14 protein-coding genes are annotated in these 13488 nt (G+C 66.9%); 6 read left to right on the forward strand and 8 right to left on the reverse strand.

Going from position 1 to position 13488, the window contains the following annotated elements:
- The first annotated feature begins 3 nt into the window (after positions 1-3).
- Together ACVT6V_RS05055 and ACVT6V_RS05060 are read left to right on the forward strand one after the other, a co-directional pair.
- Entirely contained in the window at positions 4-507 is a 504-nt protein-coding gene (locus ACVT6V_RS05055) for a GtrA family protein (RefSeq protein WP_489898721.1), read from the forward strand.
- Between the two features lie 5 nt (positions 508-512).
- The gene (locus tag ACVT6V_RS05060; RefSeq protein WP_489898722.1) at positions 513-1928 is read left to right on the forward strand and encodes a phytoene desaturase family protein; all 1416 of its coding nucleotides are present in this window, start codon (positions 513-515) and stop codon (positions 1926-1928) included.
- Positions 1929-1933: 5 nt separating this feature from the next.
- Here ACVT6V_RS05060 and ACVT6V_RS05065 read toward each other — a convergent pair whose 3' ends face one another.
- The 3 genes from ACVT6V_RS05065 to ACVT6V_RS05075 form a co-directional block, all read right to left on the reverse strand.
- Positions 1934-2812 (reverse strand): TIGR03619 family F420-dependent LLM class oxidoreductase, encoded by an 879-nt coding sequence (locus tag ACVT6V_RS05065; protein WP_489898723.1) that lies wholly within the window; start codon positions 2810-2812, stop codon positions 1934-1936.
- 120 nt (positions 2813-2932) lie between these two features.
- Positions 2933-3622 (reverse strand): SDR family oxidoreductase, encoded by a 690-nt coding sequence (locus ACVT6V_RS05070; RefSeq protein WP_489898724.1) that lies wholly within the window; start codon positions 3620-3622, stop codon positions 2933-2935.
- 41 nt (positions 3623-3663) lie between these two features.
- Entirely contained in the window at positions 3664-4143 is a 480-nt protein-coding gene (locus ACVT6V_RS05075; protein WP_489898725.1) for a winged helix-turn-helix transcriptional regulator, read from the reverse strand.
- A gap of 45 nt (positions 4144-4188) precedes the next feature.
- On the opposite strand from ACVT6V_RS05075, the gene ACVT6V_RS05080 reads away from it, so the two are divergent.
- Complete coding sequence (locus ACVT6V_RS05080) at positions 4189-5013, forward strand: acyl-CoA thioesterase (RefSeq protein WP_489898726.1); 825 nt, start codon at positions 4189-4191, stop codon at positions 5011-5013.
- On the forward strand, positions 5010-6419 hold the full coding sequence (locus ACVT6V_RS05085) for an MFS transporter (RefSeq protein ID WP_489898727.1): 1410 nt from the start codon (positions 5010-5012) through the stop codon (positions 6417-6419). The genes ACVT6V_RS05080 and ACVT6V_RS05085 overlap by 4 nt, the downstream gene beginning before the upstream one ends.
- Before the next feature lie 592 nt (positions 6420-7011).
- Here ACVT6V_RS05085 and glfT1 read toward each other — a convergent pair.
- Genes glfT1 through ACVT6V_RS05105 form a run of 4 tightly spaced genes read right to left on the reverse strand, consistent with a single transcriptional unit; the run spans position 7012 to position 10193 of the window.
- Positions 7012-7938 carry a galactofuranosyltransferase GlfT1 gene (gene glfT1 / locus ACVT6V_RS05090; protein WP_489898728.1) on the reverse strand — a complete coding sequence of 309 codons (927 nt, stop codon included), beginning with the start codon at positions 7936-7938 and terminating at the stop codon, positions 7012-7014.
- Entirely contained in the window at positions 7938-8759 is an 822-nt protein-coding gene (gene wzt, locus ACVT6V_RS05095) for a galactan export ABC transporter ATP-binding subunit Wzt/RfbE (RefSeq protein WP_489898729.1), read from the reverse strand. Before wzt ends, glfT1 begins: the two co-directional genes overlap by 1 nt.
- 12 nt (positions 8760-8771) lie before the next feature.
- A complete protein-coding gene (wzm, locus tag ACVT6V_RS05100) occupies positions 8772-9629 on the reverse strand; it encodes a galactan export ABC transporter permease subunit Wzm/RfbD (protein WP_489898730.1) in 858 nt (285 codons plus the stop codon).
- A 24-nt stretch (positions 9630-9653) separates the two neighbouring features.
- Complete coding sequence (locus ACVT6V_RS05105; protein ID WP_489898731.1) at positions 9654-10193, reverse strand: bacterial proteasome activator family protein; 540 nt, start codon at positions 10191-10193, stop codon at positions 9654-9656.
- 64 nt (positions 10194-10257) lie between these two features.
- Between ACVT6V_RS05105 and ACVT6V_RS05110 the strand changes: the two genes are divergently transcribed.
- On the forward strand, positions 10258-11454 hold the full coding sequence (locus ACVT6V_RS05110; RefSeq protein ID WP_489898732.1) for a cysteine desulfurase-like protein: 1197 nt from the start codon (positions 10258-10260) through the stop codon (positions 11452-11454).
- Between the two features lie 110 nt (positions 11455-11564).
- Positions 11565-12038, forward strand: a complete 474-nt coding sequence (locus ACVT6V_RS05115; protein WP_489898733.1) for a MarR family winged helix-turn-helix transcriptional regulator — start codon at positions 11565-11567, stop codon at positions 12036-12038.
- A 448-nt stretch (positions 12039-12486) separates the two neighbouring features.
- Here ACVT6V_RS05115 and ACVT6V_RS05120 read toward each other — a convergent pair whose 3' ends face one another.
- Positions 12487-13452, reverse strand: a complete 966-nt coding sequence (locus ACVT6V_RS05120; RefSeq protein ID WP_489898734.1) for an NAD(P)H-quinone oxidoreductase — start codon at positions 13450-13452, stop codon at positions 12487-12489.
- Between the last annotated feature and the right edge of the window lie 36 nt (positions 13453-13488).

Raw genomic sequence — 13488 nt, forward strand, 5'->3', positions numbered from 1 at the left:
AGCGTGTCTCGACCTGAATCCGGCGCATACGAGGAGCATCCTCGCCACGAGGATTTTTCCACGCGCCACGCGCCGACACCTCTGGAACTTCCGCTCGGTGACGGCGAGGCGTCGACCAACGTCGACCTCAAGACGCAGGTCGTGCGGTTCGCGATCACCGGCGCGGGTTCCGGCGTCCTCGACTTCGGGCTGACGCTGCTGCTCCAGTACGTCGTCGGGACGCCGTTCTGGATCGCCAAGTCGTTCGGCTTCATCCTGGGCACCACCACCGCCTACCTGCTGAACCGCCGCTGGACCTTCGAGGCCGAACCCAGCTTCGTGCGGTTCGTCTCGGTGGCCGCCCTCTACGGCGTGACCTTCTTCGTCAATGTCGGCCTGTACACCTGGCTGTCGCACATGTGGCCGGTGACCATCGTGTACAGCTTCCTCGCCTACGTGATCGCCCAGGGCACCGCAACAGTGATCAACTTCGTGGTTCAGCGCCTCCTCATCTTCCGGATCAGCTGATCGCGATGGCCACAGCGGTCGTCGTCGGGAGCGGGCCGAACGGTCTGACCGCGGCGGCTGTGCTGGCGCGCGCCGGTTGCACGGTGCATGTCGTGGAGGCGGCCGACACCATCGGTGGAGGCGCACGGTCGTCGGAGATGCTGCGTCCGGGCATCGTCCACGACCACTGCTCGGCGGTCCATCCGCTCGGCGCCGGTTCACCGGCACTGAATGCGTTACGGCTCGACGAGCACGGGCTCCGGTGGCGATGGCCGGAGATCGATTGCACGCACCCGTTCGACGACGGGCGGGTCGCCGTGCTGCACCGTTCGATCCATGACACCGCGGCGGGCCTCGGCGTCGACAAGGAGGCCTGGCTCGACATGATCGGCGGTGTGGCCGGCGATTTCGACGAGCTGGCCGTCGATGTCCTCGGCCCGCTCATCGCCTACCCGAAGCACCCGGTCCTGTTGGCGGAGTTCGGACATCGCGCGCTCTACTCGGCGGCCGCGACATCCCGGGTGTTCCGGTCGGCGCAGACACGGGCGTTGTTCGCAGGTGTGGCTGCGCACGGCTTCACCCGGCTCGACCGACCGGGTTCGGCAGCGGCCGGACTGATGCTGCTCGGCGCCGGGCACCGTCACGGCTGGCCCGTCGCCGAGGGCGGGTCGTCGGCCATCATCACCGCGCTGGCATCGGTGATCATCGATGCGGGTGGCACGATCACCACGGGACAGACGGTCGAGCACATCGACGAGGTCGCCGCAGCCGATGCGGTGCTGCTCGACGTGATGCCGGGCGCGGCCGCACGCATCCTCGGCGACCAACTGTCGGAGAGGCGGTTTCGACGTTTTGTCCGGTATCGACACGGTCCGTCGGCGTTCAAGGTCGACTATCTGATCGACGGCGAGGTCGGCTGGACCAATCCCGAGTCCCGACGCTCCGGGACGGTCCATCTCGGCGGCGACATGGCCGAGATCGCGCATGCCGAAGCGACCGTTGCGGCCGGTGGGATGCCCGAACGTCCCTTCACGCTGGTGGCCCAGCAGTGGCTGGCGGATCCGTCGCGTGGTCCGGGGGCGATCAAGCCGTTATGGGCCTATGCCCACGTGCCGCACGGCTACACCGGCGATGCGACCGAGGCCGTGACCGCGCAGATCGAGCGTTTCGCCCCCGGTTTCCGTGATCGGATCGTCGAGTCGGTGAGTACCTCGCCGGCCCAGCTCGAGCAGCACAACGCCAACTATGTCGGCGGCGACATCGGTGGTGGCAGAAACGATCTCCGGCACCTGATCGCGCGACCGCGGCTGTCGTCGAATCCGTATGCGACCGGTGTGCCGGGCGTGTTCCTGTGCTCGTCGGCGACCCCGCCCGGCGGCGGGGTGCACGGGATGTGCGGACACCACGCCGCCCGGGCCGCCCTGCGCTATCTGGAGAGTTGACCCACTCAGCCGTTCACCTTGGCGATGATGTTCTCCGCGTACCAGTTCAGGTGTGAGAGCTTCTTCTCCAGCGGCTCGGTGTCCGGGCCCTTGATGTAGGGCATGCGGAATCCGACGATGACGTCAGTGATCCCCTTGTCCTCCAGGCGTTTACATCCGTCGACCGAGTAGGCGTCCATCGAGATGACGTGAATCTCGAACGGGTCGTTGGTCTTTCCCTCGGCCTTGCGGATGTCGGCGATCTTGTCGAGCAGTGCGTCGAGCTCCTCGGCGGGTCCGCCGCCGTGCATCCAGCCGTCCCCGCGGATCACTGCGCGGCGCAGCGCGAGGTCGGCGTGCCCGCCGACCAGCATCGGGATCGGCTCGGTGGGTGCGGGGGTCATCTTGATCTTCGGGATGTCGTAGAACTCGCCGTGGAACTCGAAGTACTCGCCGGTGGTGAGGCCGCGGATGATGTCCATGCACTCGTCCATCCGCTTGCCGCGGCGCTTGAAATCCACGCCCATGATGTCGTAGTCCTCAGGCCACGGGCTCGTCCCGACGCCGAGGGCGAAGCGATTGTTCGTCAGGTAAGCGATCGAACTCGCCTGCTTGGCGACCAGGGCGGGCGGCCGAACCGGGAGTTTGACCACGAACGGGGTGAACCGGATCTTCTCGGTCACCGCGCCCAGCGCCGCCGCCTGGATGAAGGTCTCGATGAACGCCTTGTCGTCGAGAAACTCCCGATTCCCGTCCTCGGTGTAGGGATACGTGGCATCCGATTCGGCCGGGTAGGCCAGCGAATCGGGGATGGTGAAACCGCTGTACCCGGCCTGCTCAGCCGCCTGCGCAAGGGGTGCGTAGAAGCTGGGGTCGGTCATGGCCTCGGCATAGGTGAAGCGCATCGTGCTCCTCGGTGACGTGTGGGTCTTCACCCCAGAGTAGAACACGTTCTAATTAGGTCGGGAGAGGGTTTGGTGCTTGCCGTTCGGCCGCGAGCCCGAGTGGTCGGATCCGTGGGGGCGTCAGGACGTCAGTGCGGCGGTGGTATTGGTCGACAAGGATGCGCGAACCGCCGCGGTGATGTCGTCGACGATCGCTTCGTCGTCGCCCCGCTCGAGAGCGTCGAGGATGGCGCCGACCACGACCGACGGTTCCAGCTTGGGCACATCGAGATCTTCGATCATCGGTGTCGCGGTGTAGGCCAGGTGGGCGCCCACGACCTGGATGCCCTGACCGGCGAGTTCGGCGCGCAGGCTGTTGGTCAATCCCCACAGCGCGGCCTTCGATGACGAATACGCCCCCGGTGTGGCCACCCAGCTGAGGGCGGATGCGATGTCGATGACGGCGCCGCCCCCCCGTGCGGTCATCGCAGGGGTGAGTGCCCGGGTCATCTCCAGGACGCCGAACACGTTGGTGTCGAACACCTCCCGGATCTCACTGATCGGGGAGGTGAGCAGCGACGGAGCCGCGAGCATGCCGGCGTTGTTGACCAGGATGTCGACGTCGGGCGCAGCGGCGGCGACCGCGGCGATGTTTTCCGGGTCGGTGACGTCGAGGTGTACAGGAACGACGCGCGCGTCCGGCGCGTCGATCTCGCGTCGGGCCGCGGCGTAGACCTTGGCGGCTCCGCGGGTGAGCATCTGGGTGACGAACTCGGTGCCAAGGCCGCCAGAAGCGCCGGTGACCAGGACTGTGTGACCATCGATGAGCATGAGGATCCTCTCTATCGGGATATGAGCACGCGTGATCGGATTCAGCGACGTGCCAGGGGTACCGGGCTGTGGGCGTCGGCCCCGGGGCCGGGTTGGACGCGCAGGTCGGCGCGGGTCACGGGTCCGCCGCACGCCGAGCAGGTGAATTCCACTGTCATCTCTTCACCGCAGGATCGGTGGGTCGTGACGACAGGCGGTTCGCCGTCGATCGCCCACTTGTCACCCCACTGCCGCAGCGCCGCGATCACCGTCCACAGCTCCCGGCCCTTCTCGGTGAGTCGGTAGTCGTACCGGACGGGTTTGTCCTGGTAGGGCTCCTTGGTCAGCACGCCGTGTTCGACGAGGGTGTCGAGGCGCTGGGTGAGCACGTTGCGCGCGATGCCGAGGCGGTTGGAGAACTCGTCGAACCGGGTGACGCCGAACAGGGCGTCGCGGACGATGAGCAGCGTCCACCATTCGCCGACGATCTCCAGGGTCTGGGCGACGGAACAGTTCATGTCGGTGAAAGTGGCGCGGCGCATGACTTCAGCCTAGTGAGTTGCGTCAAACAACTCAAGTCTGCTTTCATGAGTTTCATGAAACAACTAAGCAGGTATGCGCTCGCGGACGAGTTCTCGGCGATGCCGATCGGTGGCGGCAGATGGTCGGCGTCCATCGACCGGTCATGGTGGGGGTGGGCAGGTCCGCACGGTGGTGTGATCGCCGCCCTGGCCGTGCACTCGGCGTCCACGGCCGCGCCGGAGGTGGCGGTCCGCGCGCTCGATCTGAGGTTTGTCGGGCAGCCGGCGGACGGGGAGCTCGTCCTGTCACCGACCGTCGTCGAGGTCGGTCGCACCACCCGGGTCGTCGACGTGTCCATCGCGCAGGGCGGTCGAGTGGTTGCGACGGCCTCCGTCACGATGGGGCGGGTCGGGCCGCCCGGCCCCGCCGACGTCGAGGACGTCTCGTCCGAGGTCGTGCGCCGTCCGGAGGAGTGCGAGCGTTTCATGATCCCGCCGGAGATCGTGCCGATGGGCGGTCATCTCGATCTGCGTCCCACCGACGGGCCGTTGCCGCTGACCGGCTCGTCTGCGGCGTGGATGCGTGCGTGGATCTCGACCATCACACCGATGGCGCCGGATGCCGCCTACCTCGCGCTGCTGGCCGATTCGTTGCCGCCGGCGGTCTTTCCCACGCTCACCGAACCGGCGGCGGTCCCGACGGTGGCGTTCTCGATGCACCTCATGGGGCAGCCGGACGATGCGAGTCCTGCACCACGGCTGGTCCACACCCGCAACGTGTCGACGTCGGGCGGGTGGTCGGTCGACGACACCACCATCCGTGATGAGGCCGGACGGCTCCTCGCCTCGGCCCGGCAGAGCCGTCGTGTCCTGGGGTGGTCGGCCCGATGACCACGACACGCGTATCGATGGGGTTGTCGGCCACGCGGCCACAGCGGCCCGGCATCGTCTTGCTCATCCTCTCGCTGGCGGCGTTCATGGCCAGCCTCGACGTCTTCATCGTCAACGTCGCCTTCGACGACATCGGTCGCGACTTCGACGGCGTGGGGCTGTCGGAGCTGTCGTGGGTGCTCAACGCCTACACGATCATCTATGCCGCACTGCTGGTTCCGGCCGGTCGTATCGTTGACCGCTACGGGCGCAAGGGCGGATTCCTTCTGGGACTCGCGATCTTCACCGCAGCCAGCGCGGCATGTGCTGCCGCGGAGGGTATCTGGTGGCTGGTGGCGTTCCGCTGCCTGCAGGCCGTCGGTGCGGCGATTCTCACTCCGGCCAGCCTTGGGCTGGTGGTGTCGACGATGCCGGTCGAGGTGCGTGCCCGGTCGGTACGGATCTGGGCAGCCACGGGTGCGCTCGCCGCGGCACTCGGTCCGGCGGTCGGCGGACTCCTGGTCGAGGCGTCGTGGCGCTGGGTGTTCCTGGTGAACGTCCCGGTCGGCATCGCGGCACTGATCGCCGGTGCTGTGGTGCTCGTTCGTTCTCAGAATGATTCCGTCACAGCGCTTCCCGACCTTCTGGGGGCGGCGCTGCTCGCATTGTCGATCGGTGCCCTGACCCTCGGGCTCGTCGAGGGGAGTGAGTGGGGCTGGACCGATGCGCGGATCACCGGTTCCTGGGTCGTCGCCGCGGTTGCGCTTGCGGGCTTCGTCATCAGCTCCATCCGACATCCCGAGCCGGTGATCGATCCGGCGCTGCTACGCGTGCGCGCCTTCTCCTTCGCCAACATCACCGCGGTGCTCTTCGCGATCCCGTTTGCCGGTGCGCTGCTCGCGAACATCCTGTGGCTGCAGCAGGTCTGGGGATACTCGGCGATCAAGACCGGCTTCGCGGTGTCGACCGGGCCGTTGATGGTGCCGATCTTCGCCGCGGTGGCCCATCGGCTGAGTGCGCGAATCCCGGTGGGCGTCATCGTGTCCGCCGGATGTGTGCTGTTCGGCCTGGGCGGTGTGCTCATCGCGTTGTCGGTGGGTCAGACACCAGACTATGCGACGCAGATCCTGCCGGGCTGGCTGATCGGTGGTGTCGGTGTGGGTCTCGCCCTCCCGTCGATCCTGTCCTCGGCGACCGCGGACCTGCCTGCCCATCAATCCGCCACCGGCAGTGCGGTGGTCAACATGAGCCGGCAGATCGGCATGGCCCTCGGCGTCAGCCTGTTGATCGCGGTGATCGGAAGTCCGGTCGGATATGCGGCTGCGCACGATGTGTTCACTCAGGCGTGGTGGGTACTCGGTGGCGTGGCCCTGTTGGGGGCCGTGTCTGCGCTGTACATGACGCCCACGCGGTTCCCAGGAGAGTAGCCGGCGAGCACCTTCCGCTGGTCGAGTAGCCTGGCGAGCACTTTCCGCTGGTCGAGTAGCCGGCGAGCGGCAGCGATTTGGTGTGTCGAGACCGGGTGGGTTGTGTGATCTCGATACGGTGCCTCGCCTGGCGGCTCGGAACCTACTCGATCAACGGTGGGGGTGTGCTGTCTGTTGGTCGAGTAGCGGGCGAGCGGCAGCGAGTTGGTGTGTCGAGACCGGGTGGGTTGTGTGATCTCGATACGGTGCCTCGCCTGGCGGCTCGGAACCTACTCGATCAACGGTGGGGGTGTGCTGTCTGTTGGTCGAGTAGCCGGCGAGCGGCAGCGAGTTGGTGTGTCGAGACCGGTTGGGTTGTGTGATCTCGATACGGTGCCTCGCCTGGCGGCTCGGAACCTACTCGATCAGCGATGGGGGTGTGCTGTCTGTTGGTCGAGTAGCCGGCGAGCGGCAGCGAGTTGGTGTGTCGAGACCGGGTGGGTTGTGTGATCTCGATACGGTGCCTCGCCTGGCGGCTCGGAACCTACTCGATCAACGGTGGGGTGATCTGACTCGATCAGCGGTGGGGGTGATCTCGATCAGCGGGGGACTGTCACGGCCGCGTGAACCGCTCCCGCCGGCCCAGCCGCCGCAACCGCATCCACTCGGCGAAACCCTTCGGATCACGCTGCTGCACCAGGAAATACCAGCCGAAGCGCGCGTACTCCTGGGGGATGAGCTTGCGCATCCCGGGCTGGGCCATCAGGTAGCCGCGGTTGCGATAGGTGAAGTAGCGCTTGGTCGGATTGTCGGGATACTGGGTGTGCATCCGGCCGCCCAGGATGGGCCGGAACTCGTCGGAGCCGTCGGGGTGGAGGTAGCCGGCGGTCAGGCAGGTGCCGAACGCCAGCCCCGACCGCTGCAACCGCCGATGGACCTCGACCTCGTCGCCCCGGAAGAACAGGCGCAGGTCGGGGACACCGACCTCCTCGATGGCGCGTGCCGAGAACAGTGCCCCGTTGAAGAGCGACGCGATGCCGGGAAGGAGGTCGGAATCGTCGTCAGTGCCGGGACTCGACCCGCTCCCGGTGTCGGTAAAGAGTTCGGAGCGCTTACGCCGCCACACCATGCCGCGCCGCAGCGGGAAGGCCAATGTGTCCGGGTCGTCGATGTTGGCCACCACCGGGGAGACCTCGTCGAGCTGATGGCGTTGCGCGCATTCGAGCAGCGTGCTCAGCACTGCGGGACCGTCGGGCCGGCCGTCGTCGTCGGCGCACCAGATCCAGTCGGCACCGAGAGCCAGTGCGTTGAGCATCCCGAGTGCGAACCCGCCGGCGCCGCCGAGGTTGCGTTGTGACCCCACGTACGTCGTCGGAACGGGTTGGCGGTTCACCAGTTCGGCGACCTCGGGTTCGTCGGCGTTGTCGACGACGATGAGGTGATCCACGGGGCGGTCCTGGGTGGCGATCACGGCCAGCGAACCGGCCAGCAGTTCCACTCGACGATGCGTGACCACCACTGCGATCACCCGATCGGTCATCAGTTCCGTTCCTCGCCCTCGAAGTCGCCGACCGTGTCGAGCACCTTGCGTACGTGTGCGGCGGCCTTCGGCCCCTCGTAGGCGCCGACGACCTCCTCGATGCCGCCTTCCATCCGGATCTGGCCGTGATCGATCCACAGGGCGCGGTCGCAGAGCTGGGCGAGGAACTCGTTGGAGTGGCTGGCGAACACCAGGATGCCCGATCGCTCGACCAGGGCCTGCAGCCGGGAGCGGGCCTTGCGCATGAAATCCGCGTCGACGGCGCCGATGCCCTCGTCGAGGATGAGGATCTCCGGGTCGATACTGGTGACGACGCCGAGCGCGATGCGCACCCGCATACCGGTCGAGTAGGTGCGCAGCGGCATCTGCAGGTAGTCGCCGAGCTCGGTGAACTCTGCGATGTCGTCGATCTTCTTCAGCATCTCCTTGCGGGTCATGCCGAGGAACATGCCGCGGATCAGGATGTTCTCGTAGCCGGAGATCTCCGGATCCATGCCCACCCCGAGGTCGAAGACCGGCGCGACGCGTCCCTGGACCCGGCAGGCTCCCCGGGTGGGTTCGTAGATCCCCGACAGCAGCCGCAGCAGCGTCGACTTGCCGGCACCGTTGTGGCCCACCAGGCCGATCCGGTCACCGTGCTTCAGATGCAGGTTGATGCCCTTGAGCGCCTCGACGACCACGACGTTCGACGAATTGGAACCGATCACGCCGCCGGCGGCACCCATCACCGACTTCTTCAGTGACCGTGTCTTGGCGTCGAAGATGGGGAAGTCGACGCATGCGTCCCAGGTGTCGACGCGGACCTTGCTGTCAGATGTCATGTTCTTCCCGCCCTAGACCCAATACGCCACGCGGGCTCGATAGTTGCGCATCACGAACATCGCCATCAGCCAGCCGACAGCGGTGCAGCCGATCACGATCGCCCAGTGGTAGAACTGCACCGATTCGCCGAGCAACGGCCCGCGGGAGATCTCCAGGTAGTGATACATCGGGTTCAGCTCGACGATCCTCAGCCGCGATGACTGCTCGCCGGTGGTGTTGGTCAGGCTCTGCGTGCTCCAGATGATCGGTGTCATGAAGAACACCAGTTGGACCACCGTGGTCAACAGCTGGCCGATGTCGCGGAAGCGGGTGGACAGGATTCCGAAGACGATGGACACCCAGATCGCGTTGAGGACGAAGAGGAAGATCGCCGGGAACACCAGCAGCACGGTCCAGTGCAGCGGCGGCGGGAAGATCACGAAGATCAGCACGATGATCACCACGTTGTGCGCGAAGATGATCAGCTGCCGCCAGACCACCCGGTACACGTGCACGCTCACCGGTGCCGGAAGTTGTTTGATCAGGCCCTCGTTCTTGGAGAACACCTCGGCGCCCTCGAGGATCGAGCTCTGGATGAAGTTCCAGAAGATGAAGCCGAGCGCCACGTACGGCAGGAACACCTTGATGTCCATGCCGAACAACTCGCCGTAGAGGAGACCCATCGCCACGGCGGTGACGCCGGTGGCGATGGTGATCCAGAGCGGACCGAGCACCGAGCGGCGATAACGCTGCTTGATGTCCTGCCAGCCGAGGTGCAGCCACAGCTCGGAGGTACGCAGTCCTTCGCCGAGATCTTGGACGGCGCGGCGCAGGGTGCGGGAATCAGAGACCGCGGGTGCTGCGGGGACCTCGTCGACTACGGATGACACGAGGACCCACCTTACAAGTGATCGCTACAGGTACTGCCCGGTACTGGGCCCGTGGGGTCCGTTGCCGGTCACCATGCCGGGCGGCAACTGCCCCTGACGCATCTGTTCGAGCTGGGCCCGCGCCGCCATCTGCTGGGCGAACAGCGCCGTCTGGATACCGTGGAAGAGGCCTTCGAGCCAGCCCACCAGCTGCGCCTGCGCGATCCGCAGCTCCGCATCGGACGGCGTCGCGTCGTCGGTGAACGGGAGTGCCAGGCGCTCGAGCTCTTCCCGTAGCTCCGGTGCCAGTCCGTCCTCGAGCTCCCGGATCGAGGACTGGTGGATCTCCCGGAGCCGATTGCGGCTCGCCTCGTCGAGCGGTGCGGCCCGCACCTCCTCGAGGAGCTGCTTGATCATCGTGCCGATGCGCATCACCTTCGCGGGCTGTTCGACCATGTCGGCGACGCTGTCGCCCTCGTCGCCGCTCTTGCCGGCGTGGTGACCTCCCACGATCACAACGTTGTCCGCCTCTGGGTCGGAGGCGGTTGCCCGCGGGTCGTTGCTGGGAAACGGTCCGGATGTCATGGCCCCTATTGTGCCGAAGCCCATGTGACAGTGGTGGGGATACCCCATGTCTATCGTGTCTCCTATGGCCTTCGACGTCGCACACGTGCGTGGATTGTTTCCCTCGCTCGGCGACGGCTGGATTCACCTCGATCCGCAGGCGGGGATGCTGATTCCCGACTCGGTGGCATCGGCCGTGTCGACCGGGTTCCGCCAGTTGTCGGCAGCAACCGGCGGTGAGTACCCGGCGGCGCGAGCCTCGGCCGATGCCGTCGACCGGGCACGTCGGGCGGTCGGTGACCTGCTCGCGGCCGATCCGGCGGCAGTGATCCTCGGACCGTCGAGGTCCGCGCTCGTCTCCGGACTCGCCGAGGCGCTGCCCGTCTCCACCTGGCTGGGCAGCAACGTCGTGCTCAGCCGCCAAGATGACGAACCGAACATCGTGCCGTGGATCCGCGTGGCCGACGTCCACGGCGCGCGGATTCGCTGGGCGGAGGTCGACGTGGAGACCGGAGCGCTCCCCGCGTGGCAGTACGGCGACCTGATCGATGACCGGACGACGGTCGTCGCGGTGACGTTGGCGTCGTCGACCATCGGCGCCATCACCGATGTCGGGGCCATCGCGGCAAAGGCGAAGCAGTCCGGCGCCCTGGTCGTCGTCGACGCCACGAGCGCCGCTCCGTATCTCCCGATCGACATCGACGAACTCGGTGCCGACGTGGTGCTGGTCTCCGCCGAACGCTGGGGTGGGCCGCGGATGGCCGCGATGGCCTTCCGCGATGTGACGGCATTGAGCAGGCTGCGCACGTTGTCGATGGATCCGCGTGCGCAGGGTGCGTCACGGCTCGAGCCCGAACCTCACCAGGGGGCTCTGCTGGCCGGTCTTGTCGCGTCGATCGAGCATCTCGCGGCACTCGATGATGCCGGGATCGGACAGCGGCGGCCGCGTCTGGTGACTGCGCTCAACGGTGTCCGCGAGTACACACAACGATTGACGTTCTACTTGATGACCACGCTGCAGAATCTCAACCAGGTGAACCTGATCGGGACCGTCGAGGACCGGATACCGGCGGTCAGCTTCACCTTCGACGGGGTCAGCGCAGACAAGGTGGTGCACCGGCTCGCCGACAACGGCATCTGCGCGCTGGCCGAGGTGCCGAGTCGCGCGCTCGCCCGCCTGGGCGCCGGCGATTTCGGCGGTGCGGTCACAGTGGGCCTGGGCCCGTATTCGACGCCCTATGAGGTGGATCACCTCGTACGGGCGCTCGGTTCCCTCGGTTGAACGACAGACTGGGTCACATGACCGGTAAACGGGCGGTTTGACTCGCAATCCGTCATCGCGGCTATTACGTTTACGACAATGAAGGTTGTCGTACAGCCGGCGGAGAGGTGATGGACGTCGGTCCCGGGGAACACGACCGAAAGCTCACGCCGGTCGAACGCGAGATCTGGCGATCCTTCGTCAGCGGAGGGTGGGCCCTGCTCGGCGAGATCAACGCGGCGATGAACGCGAACGGGTTCTCGCAGTCCGATCTGCGCGTGCTGGAGTTCCTCGGGGATTCCCGGCAGCGTGGCATCAGTGAACTGGCTGCGGCCGTGCACATGACGGTCAGCACGGTGTCGCGCCAGGTCACGCGTCTCATCGACGAGGGGTCGGTCGAGCGGGCCGAGTGTGCGAGCGATGGCCGTCATCGGCACGTGCGGATCACCGACGAAGGCCGCCGGGTGCTCGATCAACATGTTCAGGTCCGTGACGACATGATCCGGCGCCTGGTGATCGACCAGCTGACCCCCGAGGAGTTCGCGATGCTCGGAAGTGTGTTCGGCAAGATCGGTGCGGGAATCTCGCAGCAGCGCGACAGCTGATTCCACCGACCGGGTCCGGAAGCCGTCACAGGGCAGTCGACCACCCGATCCCTGAGGAGGTCCGGTGCGACAGCGGGCCGACCACCCGATTCCTGAGGAGGTTTGGTGCGCCGGCGGGCCGACCACCCGGTCCCTGAGGAGGTTTGGTGCGCCGGCGGGCCGTCGACCACCCGGTCCCTGAGGAGGTTTGGTGCGCCGGCGGGCCGTCGACCACCTGGTCCCTGAGGAGGTTTGGAGCGCCGGCGGGCCGTCGACCACCCGGTCCCTGAGGAGGTTTGGTGCGCCGGCGGAGGGCCGTCACGAAGGGTCGGCCCTTCGTGACGCTCGCAGGCTCGCTCCTCAGGGACCGAAATGAGGTGCGCAGGCTCGCTCCTCGGGTATCGAGGGGAGGTGCGCAGGCTCGCTCCTCGGGGTCCGAGGGGAGGTGCGCTCCTCAGAGGCAGTCGGGTCACCGCATGGTGAGCAGCACCTTGCCGATGGCATCGCCACTGTCCAGGCGCGCGTGCGCGGCGTCGGCGTCGGCCAGGTCGAAGGTGGAATCGACGATCGGTTTGACCTCGCCGGTCTCGATCAGCGGCCACGTGATGCGCCGGGTCGTCGCGATGACCTCGGCTTTCGATCCGTGCCCGTCCACGGGCCGGGCCCGCAGCGTGGTGCCCATGACCGCGGCCCGTTTGGCCATCAGCGTCCCGATCGACAGTTCGGCCTTCAAGCCGCCCTGCATGCCGATGATCACCAACCGGCCACCGGTGCGCAGGGCGTTGATGTTGCGGTCGAGGTACTTGGCTCCCATGATGTCGAGGATCACGTCAGCGCCGCCGCTGTGGTTCACCACGTCCACGAAGTCCTCGTTCGAATAGTCGATCAAGATGTCGGCCCCGAGGGCGTGGCAGCGGTTGAGCTTGGCCCGGGTGCGGGCGGTGACCGCGACCCGGACGTCGAGAGCATGCGCCACCTGGATGGCATGCGTGCCGATCCCCGACGACCCGCCATGGATCAGCAGCAATTCACCGGCCGCGAGGTGTGCAGTGTCGAACAGGTTGGAGGCGACAGTGCACGCGACCTCGGGAAGCGCGGCGGCCGAGACGAGGTCGACGTCGGCCGGCTTCGGCAGCACATGCACCGCGGGCACGGCCACCTTGTCCGCGTAGCCCCCGCCGGCGAGCAGAGCGCAGACCTCGTCGCCGACGGCCCACTCCGCGACGCCGTGGCCAACGGCGGAGATGGTGCCGGACACCTCGAGTCCGAGGGTCTCCGACGCACCCGGCGGCGGCGGGTACAGTCCGCGGCGCTGCAGGAGGTCGGCACGATTGACCCCCGCGGCCACGACATCGATGACGACCTCGCCCGGTTGGGGTTCCGGGTCGGACAGGTCGATGATGGACAGCTCGTCGGTTCCGGCTATGGCTCGCACTCTCTCGATGCTGTCACAGCTGCGGCGATCGGGTCG

This window comes from Gordonia sp. LMA167 (genome assembly GCF_058130025.1).

What these genes read in the sequence shown, in the direction of transcription:
- ACVT6V_RS05060 (WP_489898722.1), top strand. Translation starts at nt 513, where the DNA reads ATGGCCACAGCGGTCGTCGTCGGGAGCGGGCCGAACGGTCTGACCGCG.
- ACVT6V_RS05065 (WP_489898723.1), bottom strand. Translation starts at nt 2,812, where the DNA reads ATGCGCTTCACCTATGCCGAGGCCATGACCGACCCCAGCTTCTACGCA.
- ACVT6V_RS05070 (WP_489898724.1), bottom strand. Translation starts at nt 3,622, where the DNA reads ATGCTCATCGATGGTCACACAGTCCTGGTCACCGGCGCTTCTGGCGGC.
- ACVT6V_RS05075 (WP_489898725.1), bottom strand. Translation starts at nt 4,143, where the DNA reads ATGCGCCGCGCCACTTTCACCGACATGAACTGTTCCGTCGCCCAGACC.
- ACVT6V_RS05080 (WP_489898726.1), top strand. Translation starts at nt 4,189, where the DNA reads ATGAGTTTCATGAAACAACTAAGCAGGTATGCGCTCGCGGACGAGTTC.
- ACVT6V_RS05085 (WP_489898727.1), top strand. Translation starts at nt 5,010, where the DNA reads ATGACCACGACACGCGTATCGATGGGGTTGTCGGCCACGCGGCCACAG.
- glfT1 (WP_489898728.1), bottom strand. Translation starts at nt 7,938, where the DNA reads ATGACCGATCGGGTGATCGCAGTGGTGGTCACGCATCGTCGAGTGGAA.
- wzt (WP_489898729.1), bottom strand. Translation starts at nt 8,759, where the DNA reads ATGACATCTGACAGCAAGGTCCGCGTCGACACCTGGGACGCATGCGTC.
- ACVT6V_RS05105 (WP_489898731.1), bottom strand. Translation starts at nt 10,193, where the DNA reads ATGACATCCGGACCGTTTCCCAGCAACGACCCGCGGGCAACCGCCTCC.
- ACVT6V_RS05110 (WP_489898732.1), top strand. Translation starts at nt 10,258, where the DNA reads ATGGCCTTCGACGTCGCACACGTGCGTGGATTGTTTCCCTCGCTCGGC.
- ACVT6V_RS05115 (WP_489898733.1), top strand. Translation starts at nt 11,565, where the DNA reads ATGGACGTCGGTCCCGGGGAACACGACCGAAAGCTCACGCCGGTCGAA.